This window comes from Hymenobacter sp. BT730, assembly GCF_030542105.1.
In the GTDB taxonomy this organism is placed as follows: Bacteria; Bacteroidota; Bacteroidia; order Cytophagales; family Hymenobacteraceae; genus Hymenobacter.
The window spans coordinates 34,319-49,118 of the sequence record NZ_JAUOFB010000008.1 but is presented as its reverse complement, the minus strand read 5'-3'; the positions used below and the strand labels follow the sequence as shown (position 1 = coordinate 49,118).

The window sequence follows — 14,800 nt, the reverse complement described above, 5'->3', positions numbered from 1 at the left end:
AAAAGCCTGCTTAATAACTACGCGAAAAGGGCCGGCACAGTCGGAAAAACTCCGCTGGCCGGCCCTTGCCTGGTTTTTTAAATAACGGCGCTACGGCGGTTAAATAGTGAATTTGATAACGCGCTGATTGCCTGCCTGGTCAGTAATGTGCAGCTCACCTGGCCCGCGCAACGGTACGGTATGGTCCTGGGGATCCGTAAAGAGCGTGGCGTTTTTGTACTCATATTTCAGCAGGCGCCACTGCCCGTTGATGTACAGCTTGTAGCTGGATAGCCCGGAAAGATTGTCGCCGACTATAAAAGTCAGACCCTGGGGGGACTTGCGCACCAAGCGGGCTGTGGGGGGCAGCGTATCGGTCAGGATACGGAACGAGCCGTACGTTTTCACCGGCACCGAAATGGCGTCATCTACCCATTTGCCGCCCTGGTAAAGACGGCCGCCGCGGGCATTAATCATGTATACTGCTGAGCGCTCTTTGTCGGTAATGGGCTGTTCCGGGCGCAGGGTTACGCGCAAGGGCTGATAAAGCGGCTGCCGGGGATTCTGCACCGTCCAGAGTCCTTCTTTGTAGCTGGTTTGCAGGTATAGGGTGTCAAAGAGAGTCTGAGGCTTGAACTCCAGCTGCATATTGCTGGTGGTAAAGGCAAACTCCTGCCCCGAGGGAATCAGGGCCTGCCGATCGAAGCGGCGCGTAACCGGGCCAAAGCGCATAGAGTCCGGCCGGCCGGCGCGCAGATCGTAGAGGTACACGTTTTCACTTTGGGCCGTGTAGCTGGGGCGTAGCTCCAGTTGGCGGTTGCCACGGTAGAGCATAAGGTTCCCGCCCTGCCGCGCCGTATCGGGGTCAGCGGCCACTACTTTCAGGATGTTGCGGGTAATTTCATAACGCAGTGCCGGCTTCTTTACGGCCGCGCTACGGGTTTTGAAATACATAGGCTGCTGGCCCCGGATAACAAAGCTCAGGGGCGTGGTATTGCCGTAAGAGTCGCTCATGCGGATTTCCACGGAATACAGCTTGCCAGGCTGCACCTGCAACAGTCCTTTGCTGGGACCGGTGGTATACATTTTCAGGCTGTTGCCATCATCCACAAACAGCTTTTCCAGGGTGCGGCCGTGTGTTTTCTGCCACTCGTAGTCTACGTGCTGGTTGATTTCGCGGGAGCCTTCCGGAAACGGCACACCGTCTACCTCGTGGGTGTATAGCGGCTGTCCGTTTACCCGTACTTCCACCCGCTGCAGCCCGTTTTTATTCCAGGCATTGTCGTAGCGGTCAAAAGCTTGCAGGAGGATGCCTACAGTGCCGTACGCCGCAATGGTGTCTTTCCAGATTGTAGCCACGCCCGGGCCAGGTAATGGATTCGGGACAAATACTGCTTTGTCAAACCGGCCCTGCACGCGGGCATCAATACTGAGCGGCTCCAGGGCAAATGCCTGCAATGAAGGCGCCACATGGTCCTGGATTTCGGGGAAACCACCCCATTGCAGGGGGTTTAGCTGATTGTCTTGCGCATCGCGCACTTCCCAGTGCAGGTGCGGGCCACCCGAGCCGCCGGTATTGCCAGACAAGGCCACTATATCGCCACGCTTCACCGGAAACTGATCCTTCGTGAAGAATAGCTCTAGTTCATAGGTTTGTTTCTGGTATTGGCGGGCGCGCAGCGTATCCGCTACCGGCCCAATAAAGCGGTTCAAGTGCCCGTATACCGTTGTCAGCCCGTTGGGGTGGGTAATGTAGAGCACATTACCGTAGCCAAAAGCCGACTGCTTGAGGCGGGAAATATAGCCATCGGCCGAGGCGTAGACGGGCAGGTCGGTGCGCCCATCGGTTTTAATATCGAGGCCGCCGTGGAAGTGGTTGGGGCGCAACTCGCCCATGCTGCCGGCCAAGTAGTTCGGCTTGCCGGGCTTAATAGGAAACAGGAAATAGCCCGGTTCCACCTTCACGCGGCCAGCATTATCCTTGGACGCTGTGGGCGCTTTGCGGGAAACCTTTTCCGGTTCTTTGTTGCCGCAGGCGGCAGGTACCAGAACAGCGGTAGAGAGCAGCAAAGCCAGCGCACCACCGGAAAGTTGACGGAGGTTATTTAACAGCCACATCCAGTACGCGCTCCTCCTCTATAAATCCAACTAACTGGTCGCCTACCTGTACCGGGCCTACGCCACTGGGCGTGCCCGTAAATATTAAGTCGCCCATTTTCAGGGTGATGAATCGGGAGATGTAACTAATGATGTTGTCGAAATTGTGCAGCATCAGGCCGGAGTTGCCGCGCTGCCGCACCTCGCCATTCACTTCCAGCCGGAAGTTGATGTTGTTCAGATCCGCAAACTCGGCCACCGGCTTGAAAGTAGGCGAAAGGGGAGCGGAGCCATCGAAGCCTTTGGCCAGGTCCCAGGGCAGGCCTTTACTTTTGGCTTTGCTCTGTAGGTCGCGGGCAGTGAAATCAATGCCCAGGCCGATGGCATCGAAATACGTGTGGGCAAATTTAGGGTCGATGTTCTTGCCGTTTTTGCTCACGCGTAGCACCAGTTCAATTTCGTGGTGTATGTCCTGCGAGAAATCGGGGTAGAAAAACGGCATGTTGCGCTGTAGCAGCGCGGTATCAGGTTTCAGGAAAATGACGGGCTCGTCGGGTACTTCGTTGTGCAGTTCGGCAATATGTTCGGCGTAGTTGCGGCCAATGCAGAGTATCTTCATGAGGGAAGTGAGAACAGGAGCAGGGCCCGAAGGCCGGTAAACAAGACCCCAAACGAGCAAAACAGGCTGTTCGGTATACAGGCAGGCGCCTGGGGATTTGCCAAAATTAACGCTAATTCCCGGCCCGAAAAACCAAAATCCGGCCTTACGTGCGCGCCTGTTGCTGCGTTGCCCAAGGCCGGAGCAAACATTTTGCCGCCTACTCTGCGTATAGAAAGCGCTACAGGGAAATATACTGTGGCCCGAAAACTGCTGCATCTGCTGCAGTGCGTCTCTTTTATCTCCTGTTCCTAAAGATCTGTACTCATGTTAAAAAAAATTGTGCTGGCCTGCTGCCTTACCGTAGCTGCCGCCTGCTCCACCGTTCCAATTACCGGACGCCGGCAGCTTAGCCTGGTATCTGATGGCGAAATGCTTTCCTTAGGTGAGCAGCAGTATCGGGAAGTCATCGGCAAAAGCCGCCTTTCCAGTAACGCACAGCAAACGGCTATGGTGCGCCGCGTAGGCCAGCGTATTCAGCAGGCTGTGGATTCCTATTTTCGCCAGCAGAACGCCTCAGACCAACTGGCCGGCTATCAGTGGGAGTTTAACCTGATTGAAGATAAGCAGGAAAACGCCTGGTGTATGCCCGGCGGCAAAGTAGCCGTGTACACGGGTATTCTGCCCATTACGCAGGACGAAAATGGCCTGGCCGTGGTGATGGCGCACGAAATTGCCCACGCCGTAGCCAAGCATGGCAACGAGCGGATGAGCCAAGGCCTGGTGCAGCAGTTGGGTGGGCAGGCGCTTTCCGTAGCACTGGCCAATAACACCCAGGCTACGCAGCAGCTGGCCCTGCAGGCGTTTGGCGTAGGCAGTACCGTAGGCCTGCTCAAATATGGCCGCAACCAGGAATCGGAAGCTGACCACCTGGGGCTTATCTTTATGGCCATTGCCGGTTACGACCCCAAGGGGGCAATTGCTTTCTGGCAGCGCATGGAAGCCCGCGACAACCAGGCTTCACCACCCGAATTCTTATCTACTCACCCCTCCAGCGGCACACGTATTGCCGATATTCAGCGGGAGCTGCCAGAGGCACTTAAGTATTACAAACCCCGCTAATTTCTTCTGCTAACTCTGTCCATGCGCTTTTCCCGACTTTCCGGTTTCCATTTATTATTTGCTGCGGGGTTGCTGGCCGGCCTAAGCAGCTGCGAAACCACCCGCCGCCAGCAAATGCCCGAAATCAGTTCCCCGGCCAATGATCCTACCAAGGTAGAGCAGCGGCAACTGGAGGCGGTGAGTAAGTTGGTAGCCGAAATATCGGAGGGAAAAATCGTGTACTCGATTCCCAAAGATCAACTGACCCGCAGCTTTATCCATCAGTTCAACGATGGTACCACGGTAGATAAAGTCACTATCCGAAAGGTGCAGGAAAAGCCCAAGGATAAGCCGGTGTATTACCTGGTAGGCTTGGGGCTGAAAGATGGCATGTTCCGTGGTATGGCTATTCCCCTGCAATACTCCACCGATAACAGCCTGTATCTGAGCTCTAACGCCGAACGGTATATTATTGAGGGAGTGGGCTGCACCTTTTGCTTTTTCAACTTCGAAGGCAACAAGATTGTAGGCACCACCTGCGAGGAAAACACCGGCGGCAGCAGCTGTGACCTGACTATTAAAGACAACAACACGTTCTTTAAATAACCTTTACACCGGACTGATGAGCAGCAAGTGGCTTTTACGTCTTACCCTCACGGCCCTAGCCTTGCTGGTTACTACGGACCGCAGAAGGCCGAACCCGGTAGTGCCACCACCACCGCCTCATCCATAAAGCAAAACGCCCGCTACTATTGCGGGCGTTTTGCTTTATGGATGGTTGAAGCTAATTCTGCTCCTCACTGAAACGAATAATGCGGCTCGCCAGCAAATCCGGGTTTACCCGTTCCAGCGGGTGCAGCGTGTTCATAATTACTTCAAACGTACCGTGGGGTATATAGGCAGCATACTTTTCGGAGACATCTACTCCGGCCGTTTTGTCCAGTTCGCCCACCAGGATCTGCACCGGAATAGTGAGAGAAGCCAGCTTTTCCGGCGTCAGCAGCGGCGCATTGCCTAGTTCCTGCATCATGGCCGCCGTAGCATTTAGCAGTTCCGGTAGTAGAGTAGGAGCGTGCAACTGTTCCAGTTGAGCAGCAAACTGTGGCACTTTCTCCCGCATGGCTTCTGCATTCAACAGACGCGCCTCCGTAGCAACCGTATCAGGTGCCCAGTTGAATTTAGTGCCTAGCGTGGTAACTGATTTAATGCGGCCGCCTGCTGAAAGCGCTGCTACCAGGGCCGCATAGCCACCCATGCTGTAGCCAAATACATGCACAGCTGCTAAATCCCGGTCCTGAATAAAATGCAGCACTTCCTGCGCAAAATGGGGCATGGTAAAATCGGCCGGCACCAATGGCCGCCCTCCGTGCCCGCAAAAGGAAAAGGTATGCACCCGAAAAAATGCCCCCAGCTCCCGGGCAAGCTGTTTTAGTTGAACTTCCGAGCCGAGGGCGCCATGCAGCAGGAGCAGGTGTGGTTTCATATGCCTTGCCTATTTAGTTACCTCTGTGGCCAGATTTACCAGATCCAGACCATCAAACGTGCCGGAGGACATCATGAGCAGATTGGCGTTCTGCCAGTCCTGCTCGTGCAGGAACTCAGCCAGCTGCTTGCTGTCGGTAAACACGCGCAGATCGGGGCGCTTGAAGGCGGCTTGTACGGCTTCCGGGGGCAGGGCGGGCAGGCGCTTGTGCTCCAGCACGTGGGGGTTAAAGTACACTACGGCCACATCCGGCGTATCGAAGGTGTGGGCGTACTGGGGCAGGAAAGCGGGGTTGAGGGAGCTGAACGTGTGCAGCTCCAGGCAGGCCACCAGCTTGCGCTTGGGGTACTGCTTTTTAAAGGCCCCGGCAGTGGCTTTCAGCTTGCTGGGTGCGTGGGCAAAGTCCTTATATACTACAGAGTCAGCGCCTTCGCGCACCAGCTCCAGGCGGCGGGCAGCGCCTTTAAACGTGGCCAGCGCCTCGTAAAAGTCTTTGCCTTTGATACCCAGCTGCTTGCACACTTCCTTAGCGGCCGAGATGTTGCGTAGGTTGTGCTCGCCAAATACCTGTATCGGCACTTCCTCGTCTTTTTTGGTGATGAGGAAGGTCTTGCCCTTGCGGATAACATGTTCGTGCGGGCCGTACCCGATGTACGTCACATCCGGGTTAGAAGGCACCGTTACTAACTGTACCTGCTCATCGTCGCGGTCATAGATGAGCGTGCCGGCCTTGGGCGTCATATCCGCGAAAATCTTGAACTGCTCGCGGTAGAATTCCTCGGTAGGAAACACGTTGATGTGGTCCCAGCTGATGCCGGAAATTACGCCAATGTGGTGCTGGTACAGGTGGAATTTCGGGCGCCGGTCGATGGGGGAGGACAGGTACTCGTCGCCTTCAATAATGATAATAGGCGCATCTTCCGTTAGCTGCACCATCAGATCAAAGCCTTCCAGCTGCGCGCCCACCGCGTAATCGAACTTGCGGTTGTGGTAGCGCAGCACGTGCAGAATAAGGGAGGTGATGCTGGTTTTGCCGTGCGAGCCGCCAATGACGATGCGCTGCTTGTCGCGGGAGGCTTCGTAGATAAACTCCGGGAAGGAATACACCCGCAGGCCCAGCTCCTGGGCCCGCAGCAATTCCGGGTTGTCGGCGCGGGCGTGCATGCCCACAATCACGGCATCCAGGTCGGCGGTTATCTTTTCCGGAAACCAGCCTTCCTGGGCCGGCAGTAGGCCGGCGGCGGCCAGGCGGCTTTTAGCAGGTTCAAAAATTTCGTCGTCGGAGCCGGTTACCTGGGCGCCGCGGCGGTGCAGAGCCAGGGCCAGGTTGTGCATAATGCTGCCGCCTACGGCAATAAGGTGAAGACGCTGAAGCGAAGCGGGCGTTGTAGCCATGCAGAAAGGAATTGCGAAACAATCGGCAAAAAGCCGGGGCAAAGGTAAGCACAACTACCATTGTATGGCCCGAAAATGGCCTCCATGCAGGGCATGCTTCGGACAAAGTACCAAAAAGAAACTATTCTTTCGCCCCGTAATTTCTACTGTTCAGCTAGTAGCTTTGTACCCCCCTTTGGGTTAGATTTGCTGAGTACGACGATGAATGACCAAATGGATGACCGCCTGAAAATATCTGCTTCCCGCGCCAAAGCAGCCTGGAACTCGCGTCCGGCCCAGCTCCCCGTGGGTGGACCTTCAGGTAAGTTACCGCCCCAGGCCCTGGAGCTGGAAGCCGCTGTGCTGGGGGCTCTTATGCTGGAAAAAGATGCCCTGACTACCGTTATTGATATTCTGAAAACCCAGAGTTTCTATAAGGAAGGGCACCAGCGCATTTTCAAGGCCATCCTCAATCTGTTCGATAAATCGGAGCCGATTGATATTCTCACCGTCACGCACGAGCTGCGCGAGATGGGCGAGCTGGAGGCAGCCGGGGGCGCCCACTATGTGGCCAATCTGACGTTCAAGGTCAACTCGGCGGCCAACATTGAGTACCACGCCCGTATCATCACGGAAAATGCCATTAAGCGCGAGCTGATCGGCATTGCCAGCACCATTCAGCGCGACGCCTTCGAGGATACTACCGACGTGTTTAACCTGCTGGATAGCACCGAGCAGGCCCTGTTTGAAGTATCGGAGTCGAACATTCGGAAGAACTTCGACGACATGCGCAGCCTGATGGGCAAGGCCATCAAGGAACTGGAAGAAAAGAAAAACCAGAAAGACGGGCTCACCGGCGTGCCCAGCGGCTTCACGGCTCTGGACCGGGTAACCTCTGGTTGGCAGCCTTCTGACTTAGTCATTATTGCTGCCCGCCCTGGTATGGGTAAAACGGCATTCGTGGTTTCGGCCATGCGCAACGCGGCCGTGGAGTTTAAGAAGCCGGTGGCCATTTTCTCGCTGGAAATGTCCTCGCTGCAGCTTGTGAATCGTCTGATTTCGGCGGAAGCAGAGCTGGATTCGGAGAAAATCAAGAAAGGCAACCTGGCCGACTACGAGTGGGCCCAGCTGAACCACAAGATTTCGGCCCTGTCCTCGGCGCCCATCTTTATTGATGATACGCCGGGCCTCAGCATCCGGGAGCTTCGCACCAAGTGCCGCCGCCTCAAAGCCCACCACGACATCCAGATGATCATCATTGACTATCTGCAGTTGATGAGTGGCAACACGGATGGCAAGGCCATGGGCAACCGCGAACAGGAAATTGCCTCTATTTCCCGGGCCCTGAAAGGTATTGCCAAAGAGCTAAACGTACCCGTGCTGGCTTTGTCGCAGCTTTCCCGTTCCGTGGAAACCCGCGGCGGCGACAAGAAGCCGCAGCTGAGTGACCTTCGTGAATCCGGTTCCATCGAGCAGGACGCCGACATGGTTATCTTCCTGTACCGCCCCGAGTACTATAAGATTACGGAGGACGAGATGGGTAACCCCACCCAGGGCACCGGCGAGGTAATTATTGCCAAGCACCGGAATGGCTCCCTGGAAACCGTGCAGCTCAAGTTCATCGGAAAGTTCACCAAGTTCGCCGACCTCGACGGGGCAGGCGGCTTCGGGCTGGATGGCGCCAGCTACAACACCGGCGCTTTCCCCAGCAGCAACTTCGACGACGAACCCAGCTTCACGCCCAATACCATTCGGCTGGGTAGCAAAATCAATGATGGCGGCCCAGGCCCGGTGCCGTTCCCGAAGAGCAATTTCGGGAATGAAGACCCGCCGTTTTAGGAATGAGTTTAATAAAAAAATCCCGCTGGAAACAGCGGGATTTTTTTATGCAAATGATGTCAGCGAACAGGGAATATCCCAGAAAGGCCAGCCTACAACTGAAGCTCTGATAACGAACTGCCGCCGAAGCCAACAGCGTTATTCCCCAATAATACCGAACTTTTTATTAGGGACAGATTATTCTAGTACTATTAGGTTATTCCTGCTTTTAGAGTAATCTACCCATTTAATCGGCTCCGTCAAGGTAGAATGAAGTTCAATAAAAATGTCTTCAATTCTTGAAGTCCTCCACTTGATTTTACCGATTATTCTACTGCTCATTAAATAGATATTTCCTGCCGAAGTCAAGATGTTCGGTTCATATGTAGGATTATAGCTACCATATCTTTTTACTAAAAACCACTTTCCGCCTGTCTCTGCTTTGACTAGTTCTCCTATAACAGAGATTAAAGCTACAATATCTTTGCCAGTTGTTAGGTTTTTAATTTTCCTGCCAATTACCTTCTTGAGGTATTCTTGCGCAGCTTCTTTTGTTATTTCAGGAAAATTAAATTTTAAAACTTTGTTTAAATGATTTCTGTAGTAGTCTGCTTGAAGATGAAAGGCTTTTATTTTGTCACCTTCATTATCAAACATGTTTTGTTCAGGATTTTCAATGGGAAATTTGTCTAGGTTTATAATATCGTCAAAGCATTTCTTGTTAGTGAATAGAATCGCCGGATGCTCATAACGGTTTTCAAAGAAAATGACTTCTCCATTTGCTAACTCATGTACAAAGCCATAATTTGTTTGTAGTTGATAGTCCCAATCGTTAAAGGCGTCTCTACCCTGATTTTTTAAGTAATCAGTTAATTCTTCCGGACTTTTTATTTTATAACAGTTAGTCATGTCAAGTATATTAAAAGCTTGCCGCTAGCATCTGGATTGCAGTCATTCACAATAGTGAACAAAAATCGGCAATTGGCCCTTTGCCCTCAATACAATGTTGGCAATATAACTTCCAATGGTAGTATAGCCGCAAATGCTCGTATCTCATAGCTAAGAAGCGAAATCCCAACAGGGCCAAAGTTTGTTATATAACTTTAAATGCCCTAATAGCTAATTCGACTAGCCCAGCAACTTTCTGATGAACTCCCTACAAGACCTCCATAAAACAGCCTCTTCCTTCCAGCAAACGGCCAAAATGCCGGTGCTCTTCGTGGGGCACGGCTCTCCAATGAATGCGCTGGCGGATAACACCTTCACGCAAATGCTGCATCAGCTGGGAAAGGAGGTGCGCAACCTGCAGCCACCGCGCGCCATTCTGGTGGTATCGGCGCACTGGCTCACGCGCGGCTCGTTTGTCACGACGAATGAGCGGCCGGAAACCATCCACGACTTTGGAGGCTTCCCGCAGGAGTTGTTTGACATGCAGTACCCGGCGCCCGGTGCGCCCGATGTAGCCAAGGAAGTGCTGGCCGCCCTGCCCGATGCGCACCCATCAGAGGAGTGGGGCCTCGACCACGGTTCCTGGACCATTCTGCACCACCTGTTTCCGGAGGCCGATATTCCGGTGTTCCAGCTCAGCATCGACTATTATCAGCCCCTCACGTTTCACGCGGAGCTTTCCAGGCAGCTGCAGTTTCTGCGCCGCCGGGGCGTACTCATTATTGGCAGCGGCAACATTGTGCACAACCTGCGCCAGAGCATGCCCAAATTCATGGCCGATGATGCCACGCCCTATGCCTGGGCCGGGGAGTTTGATGAATGGGCCAAAGCCAAGATTGACCAGCGCGACCTGCACGCCCTGGCCCATTATCAGCAGGCAGGCGCCAGCGGCATACTGGCCGTACCCACGCCTGACCACTACATTCCTATGCTCTACAGCCTGGCCCTGGCCGAGCAGGACGACGACATTCGGCATGTCTACGAGGAAGTAAGCTACGGTGGCATGAGCATGCGCACCTTTGTAGTGGGGTAGCGGCTGATCTATAAAAGGGTGGCTAGTTGCGGTTATGCGCCAACCAGCGTAGAGTGGCGGCCGTTTCGGCGGGGCCACGGAATACCAGCTTACCTTCTTTCAGGTTGCCGGCGTATACTTCTACCTCTGAGGAGTTGGCGGGCACAAACACGCGCACGCATTCCCGGGAACCCGGCCGTACGTAAGTAACTCCGGCTTCGTGGGCCAGCTCAGGCCAGGCTATTTCATAAAACCCTGCGTCCTTCAACTGCACGTTAATCATATAGCTATTTTTCTATCTGTTCGGCTGCAAAAGCCAAATACGTCTTGGTTAGTTCCAGGTTGATGAAATTTAATTAAGTAGAGAGTAAATAGCATTGAATAAGGACGATAGAGGCTATTTTTATTAGACCTCTAGAAACTTCTGCCTGCTAATTGAACGACCTACCGCTCCGGCTCGTACTTTGCTGCTTAGCGTAACCCGATACTATGACGCAGGAACAACTACGCTTAGCAGAGAAGAACGCACATGCTGCCCATTGGAAAAAGTTTGGCCCTTATCTCACGGAGCGCCAATGGGGCACCGTGCGCGAAGACTACAGCCACGATGGTAATGCCTGGGACTATCTGCCGCACGATATGGCCCGCAGCACCGCTTACCGCTGGGGTGAGGAAGGCATTGGCGGCATTTCCGATGATGAGCAGCTGCTTTGCTTCTCGGTGGCCCTTTGGAATGGCAACGATAATCAGCTGAAGGAACGTTTGTTTGGCCTCACCAACGGCCAAGGCAACCATGGCGAGGATGTGAAGGAGTGCTACTATTATCTGGACAGCACGCCCACGCACTCCTACATGAAAATGCTGTATAAGTATCCGCAGCGCGCCTTTCCTTATCAGAAGCTACTGGACGAAAATGCCCGCCGCTCGCGGCAGGAGGAAGAGTATGAGCTGCTGGATACCGGTATTTTTGATGCCGGGCGGTATTTTGACGTCTTCCTGGAGTATGCCAAAGCCGGACCCGATGATATCCTGATTCAGGTGACGGTGCACAACCGCGGCCCCCGGCGGGCCCGCCTGCAGGTGCTGCCGCAGCTATGGTTTCGGAATACCTGGAGCTGGGGCTATGATGACTACCGACCGGAAATGCACGCCACAAAGAACGGCAGTGTCAGTATCCATCATAAAAGGCTGGGACGCTTCCATTTTTACTGTGACCAGAAGCCTCAGCTGCTTTTCTGCGACAACGAAACCAACGGAGTGCGCCGCTACGGCCTGCCCCGGGAAGGCCGCTACTTTAAAGACGGCATCAACGACTATGTAGTGCAGGGCGACAAAAGCGCCATCAACCCGGAGCAAATTGGGACCAAAGCCGCCGCGCAATACAACCTTACCCTGGCGCCCGGCCAGCAGCGCGTAGTGCGCCTGCGCCTGAGCAAAGCCGAGTGGGATGCGCCCTTCGCGAATTTTGATAGGCAGTTTGCCACCCGCAAACAGGAAGCCAACGAGTTTTACGACTGCATACAGGAAGCGCTAACCAACCCCGATGCGCGCAACATTCAGCGGCAGGCCTTTGCCGGCATGCTCTGGAGCAAGCAGTATTACTACTATGATGTATCGCAGTGGCTGGATGGCGACCCGGCCATGGACCCCGCCGACCCGGGCCGGCGCCTGGGGCGCAACCGGAAATGGCGGCACCTTTACAACGCCGACATTATTTCCATGCCCGATAAGTGGGAGTATCCCTGGTATGCCGCCTGGGATTTAGCCTTCCATTGCATTCCGCTGGCCATGGTGGATACGGAGTTTGCCAAAACCCAGCTCCGCCTGCTTACCAAAGATGGTTACATGCACCCCAGCGGCCAGCTCCCGGCCTATGAGTGGAACCTGAACGACGTGAACCCACCTGTGCACGCCTGGGCCACCTGGCGCGTGTATCAGATGGACAAGAAGCTGCACCACGGCCGCGCCGACACGCAGTTTCTGGAGGCCGTATTCCACAAGCTGGCGCTCAACTTTACCTGGTGGGTAAACCGAAAGGACAAAAGCGAACGAAACATCTTTGAGGGAGGCTTCCTGGGCCTGGATAACATTGGGGTGTTCGACCGGAGTGCCCCTTTGCCCACGGGAGGCAAAATAGAGCAGTCTGACGGCACCAGCTGGATGGCCATGTTTGCCATGAATATGGTGCGTATAGCCCTGGAGCTGGCCAAAACCAACCCGGTATACCAGGAAATGGCCGGCAAGTTCTTCGAGCACTTCCTCTACATAGCCGATGCCATGACCCGGGGCGGCGACGGGGCCTTTAACCTCTGGGACGAGGAGGACCAGTTTTACTATGATGTGCTGCACACCCCCGATGACTCACGCACCAAGCTGAAGGTGCGCTCCATTGTGGGGCTTATACCGCTTTTTGCAATTGAGGTAATTGAGCAGGACCTGCTGGACTCTTTACCGGAGTTTACGGCCCGGGCCCGCTGGCTGATTGAGAACCGGCCTTATCTGGCCAAGCTGGTTTCAAGGTGGGAGGAGCCCGGCAAAGGGGCCCGGCACAAGCTTTCCTTGTTGCGGCAGGACCGGCTGCGGAAACTACTCACGCGCATGCTTGATGAGAAGGAGTTTCTTTCTGATTACGGTATCCGGGCTATGTCGCGCTACCACCTGACGCACCCCTACGTGTTCAGCACCCCTGACGCCGACTTCTCCGTCAGCTATGTGCCTGGCGAGGCCGAGTCCAGCATGTTTGGGGGCAATAGCAATTGGCGCGGCCCCATCTGGTTTCCCATTAACTACTTGATTATAGAGTCGTTGCAGCGGTATTATTTCTACTACGGCGACAGTTTTCAGATTGAATTTCCCACTGGCTCGGGTAAGCTGCACAACCTGAAGCAGGTAGCCGATGCCTTGTCCGAGCGCCTGACCCGGTTGCTGCTCAAAGATGAGCAGGGTCGCCGGCCGGCATTTGGCAATGCGGAGCTGCAGCAAACCGACCCGCACTTCCGGGACCACCTGCTCTTTCACGAATACTTCCACGGCGACAACGGCCGCGGCATGGGTGCCAGCCACCAAACCGGCTGGACCGGGCTCATTGTGCGGCTTCTGACGTAAAGAAGCCCAAGCAATCCATTTCCTTCTCTTTCTACTTTTTCTCCCGCCCCATGAGCCTTGATAGCGCCACCTTCTTTCTGCACGCCGCCTCCGATGAAAAAACCACTGTGTATGTCCAGAGCGCCCAAAATGAGTACGACGAGGATGAGGAAGGAGATACCGGCCGCCGCTGCGACGCCCTGCTCATTGCCCAAACCTATGATCAGAAGCTGTTTGTGACGCTGGAAGAGCCCCGCCGCTACCTCACCCACACCCAAATGGATGAGAATTCGAAGGAAGTAGAAATTGATTTTCTGCGGGATTACGAAGAAGTGGAGGAAATAATGGAGGAAGCCGGACTGGCGGGCATGTACAATGGCTCAGAGGGCATTCTGTATCACAATCTGCTCTTCCTGCTCATGAACCGCTAGGCAGATTTAAGCTGACCGGTGCTTTTTGTGTGAAAGCTGAAGAAACAGGATTTAGGCAATAGCTAAACATTGCGGCTGCCTCATCGTTTGCTTGCTAAACTTTTTTAAATCCTCCTCTGCATGAGCTACCCCAACGCCGTAACTCTCACTGCCTCCGATAACACCAATCTAAACGCCTATACAGCCTTCCCTGCTTCCCAGGGGCCGCACCCGGGCATTATTCTTTGTCAGGAAGCCTTTGGGGTAAACCACCACATCCGCAGCGTGGCTGACCGGCTGGCGGAGGCCGGCTATGTAGTAATTGCGCCGGAAATCTACCACCGCACCGCCAAGCCAGGGCAGGAGTTTGCGTATAATAATTTCACCTCCGCCATTCCGCATTACGGCGCCATCACTAATGAAGGCCTCACGGCTGATTTGCAGGCCAGCCATGCCTGGCTACAGGCACAGGATACAGTAGTAGTCGATAAAATTGGGAGCATTGGTTTCTGCCTGGGTGGCCGGGTAGCATTTCTGGCCAATGCCGTGCTGCCTCTGGCGGCCGGGGTATCCTACTACGGTGGCGGCACGCATCAGCTGACCAAATATGCCCAAGACCTGGCTGCTCCGCACCTCTTTTTCTGGGGCGGGCTGGACGCGCACATCTCCAAAGAGCAGATTGCCCAAGTGCTGGAAGCCGTAGAGGCAGCAGGCAAGCCCTACATCAACACCGTTATTTCCTACGCCGACCACGGCTTTCACTGCGACGAGCGGCCCAGCTACCACCCGCAGGCTGCCCAGGAAGCCTGGGCACTAACGCTGGCCTTCTTCCGCGAAAAATTGGGTTAAGCCGCAACTTATGATAAATACCAATGCCCCGCCAAGAGCCTGACGGG

At 54.6% G+C, this 14,800-nt stretch carries 13 protein-coding genes; 7 read left to right on the top strand and 6 right to left on the bottom strand.

All coding sequences use genetic code 11. The features are described from left to right. Nucleotides 1–99: 99 nt before the first annotated feature. Entirely contained in the window at nt 100–2,097 is a 1,998-nt protein-coding gene (locus Q4G72_RS16295) for a M23 family metallopeptidase (protein WP_303312491.1), read from the bottom strand. After that, nucleotides 2,081–2,695 (bottom strand): fumarylacetoacetate hydrolase family protein, encoded by a 615-nt coding sequence (locus Q4G72_RS16290; protein ID WP_303312490.1) that lies wholly within the window; start codon nt 2,693–2,695, stop codon nt 2,081–2,083. Before Q4G72_RS16290 ends, Q4G72_RS16295 begins: the two co-directional genes overlap by 17 nt. Before the next feature lie 306 nt (nt 2,696–3,001). Here Q4G72_RS16290 and Q4G72_RS16285 point away from each other — a divergent pair, with 306 nt between their 5' ends. Together Q4G72_RS16285 and Q4G72_RS16280 are read left to right on the top strand one after the other, a co-directional pair. After that, nucleotides 3,002–3,796 (top strand): M48 family metallopeptidase, encoded by a 795-nt coding sequence (locus tag Q4G72_RS16285; RefSeq protein WP_303312489.1) that lies wholly within the window; start codon nt 3,002–3,004, stop codon nt 3,794–3,796. 21 nt (nt 3,797–3,817) lie between these two features. Then, nucleotides 3,818–4,381: a hypothetical protein gene (locus Q4G72_RS16280; RefSeq protein WP_303312488.1), complete on the top strand. Its 564-nt coding sequence runs from the start codon at nt 3,818–3,820 to the stop codon at nt 4,379–4,381. Between the two features lie 178 nt (nt 4,382–4,559). Here Q4G72_RS16280 and Q4G72_RS16275 read toward each other — a convergent pair whose 3' ends face one another. Together Q4G72_RS16275 and Q4G72_RS16270 are read right to left on the bottom strand one after the other, a co-directional pair. Then, on the bottom strand, nt 4,560–5,258 hold the full coding sequence (locus Q4G72_RS16275) for an alpha/beta fold hydrolase (RefSeq protein ID WP_303312487.1): 699 nt from the start codon (nt 5,256–5,258) through the stop codon (nt 4,560–4,562). 9 nt (nt 5,259–5,267) lie between these two features. Continuing rightward, the gene (locus Q4G72_RS16270) at nt 5,268–6,653 is read right to left on the bottom strand and encodes a UDP-N-acetylmuramate--L-alanine ligase (RefSeq protein ID WP_303312486.1); all 1,386 of its coding nucleotides are present in this window, start codon (nt 6,651–6,653) and stop codon (nt 5,268–5,270) included. A 201-nt stretch (nt 6,654–6,854) separates the two neighbouring features. On the opposite strand from Q4G72_RS16270, the gene dnaB reads away from it, so the two are divergent. Beyond that, a complete protein-coding gene (dnaB, locus tag Q4G72_RS16265) occupies nt 6,855–8,471 on the top strand; it encodes a replicative DNA helicase (RefSeq protein WP_303312485.1) in 1,617 nt (538 codons plus the stop codon). 177 nt (nt 8,472–8,648) lie between these two features. Here dnaB and Q4G72_RS16260 read toward each other — a convergent pair whose 3' ends face one another. Then, nucleotides 8,649–9,359: a hypothetical protein gene (locus Q4G72_RS16260; protein ID WP_303312484.1), complete on the bottom strand. Its 711-nt coding sequence runs from the start codon at nt 9,357–9,359 to the stop codon at nt 8,649–8,651. A gap of 238 nt (nt 9,360–9,597) precedes the next feature. Here Q4G72_RS16260 and ygiD point away from each other — a divergent pair, with 238 nt between their 5' ends. Continuing rightward, on the top strand, nt 9,598–10,431 hold the full coding sequence (gene ygiD, locus Q4G72_RS16255) for a 4,5-DOPA-extradiol-dioxygenase (RefSeq protein WP_303312483.1): 834 nt from the start codon (nt 9,598–9,600) through the stop codon (nt 10,429–10,431). Nucleotides 10,432–10,453: 22 nt separating this feature from the next. On the opposite strand, the gene Q4G72_RS16250 is transcribed toward ygiD, so the two are convergent. Next, entirely contained in the window at nt 10,454–10,693 is a 240-nt protein-coding gene (locus Q4G72_RS16250; RefSeq protein WP_303312482.1) for an aminoacyl-tRNA hydrolase, read from the bottom strand. Between the two features lie 206 nt (nt 10,694–10,899). On the opposite strand from Q4G72_RS16250, the gene Q4G72_RS16245 reads away from it, so the two are divergent. The 3 genes from Q4G72_RS16245 (at nt 10,900) to Q4G72_RS16235 (ending at nt 14,753) form a co-directional block, all read left to right on the top strand. Continuing rightward, nucleotides 10,900–13,515, top strand: coding sequence for an MGH1-like glycoside hydrolase domain-containing protein (locus tag Q4G72_RS16245; protein WP_303312481.1), 2,616 nt, complete (start codon nt 10,900–10,902; stop codon nt 13,513–13,515). 50 nt (nt 13,516–13,565) lie between these two features. Next, nucleotides 13,566–13,925, top strand: coding sequence for a hypothetical protein (locus Q4G72_RS16240; protein ID WP_303312480.1), 360 nt, complete (start codon nt 13,566–13,568; stop codon nt 13,923–13,925). Between the two features lie 120 nt (nt 13,926–14,045). Then, nucleotides 14,046–14,753, top strand: coding sequence for a dienelactone hydrolase family protein (locus tag Q4G72_RS16235; RefSeq protein WP_303312479.1), 708 nt, complete (start codon nt 14,046–14,048; stop codon nt 14,751–14,753). Nucleotides 14,754–14,800: the final 47 nt, after the last annotated feature.

Bases quoted from the DNA above. Each gene is read 5' to 3' on its own strand.
- Q4G72_RS16295 (WP_303312491.1), bottom strand. From the start codon at position 2,097: ATGTGGCTGTTAAATAACCTCCGTCAACTTTCCGGTGGTGCGCTGGCT.
- Q4G72_RS16290 (WP_303312490.1), bottom strand. From the start codon at position 2,695: ATGAAGATACTCTGCATTGGCCGCAACTACGCCGAACATATTGCCGAA.
- Q4G72_RS16285 (WP_303312489.1), top strand. From the start codon at position 3,002: ATGTTAAAAAAAATTGTGCTGGCCTGCTGCCTTACCGTAGCTGCCGCC.
- Q4G72_RS16280 (WP_303312488.1), top strand. From the start codon at position 3,818: ATGCGCTTTTCCCGACTTTCCGGTTTCCATTTATTATTTGCTGCGGGG.
- Q4G72_RS16275 (WP_303312487.1), bottom strand. From the start codon at position 5,258: ATGAAACCACACCTGCTCCTGCTGCATGGCGCCCTCGGCTCGGAAGTT.
- Q4G72_RS16270 (WP_303312486.1), bottom strand. From the start codon at position 6,653: ATGGCTACAACGCCCGCTTCGCTTCAGCGTCTTCACCTTATTGCCGTA.
- dnaB (WP_303312485.1), top strand. From the start codon at position 6,855: ATGAATGACCAAATGGATGACCGCCTGAAAATATCTGCTTCCCGCGCC.
- Q4G72_RS16260 (WP_303312484.1), bottom strand. From the start codon at position 9,359: ATGACTAACTGTTATAAAATAAAAAGTCCGGAAGAATTAACTGATTAC.
- ygiD (WP_303312483.1), top strand. From the start codon at position 9,598: ATGAACTCCCTACAAGACCTCCATAAAACAGCCTCTTCCTTCCAGCAA.
- Q4G72_RS16250 (WP_303312482.1), bottom strand. From the start codon at position 10,693: ATGATTAACGTGCAGTTGAAGGACGCAGGGTTTTATGAAATAGCCTGG.
- Q4G72_RS16245 (WP_303312481.1), top strand. From the start codon at position 10,900: ATGACGCAGGAACAACTACGCTTAGCAGAGAAGAACGCACATGCTGCC.
- Q4G72_RS16240 (WP_303312480.1), top strand. From the start codon at position 13,566: ATGAGCCTTGATAGCGCCACCTTCTTTCTGCACGCCGCCTCCGATGAA.
- Q4G72_RS16235 (WP_303312479.1), top strand. From the start codon at position 14,046: ATGAGCTACCCCAACGCCGTAACTCTCACTGCCTCCGATAACACCAAT.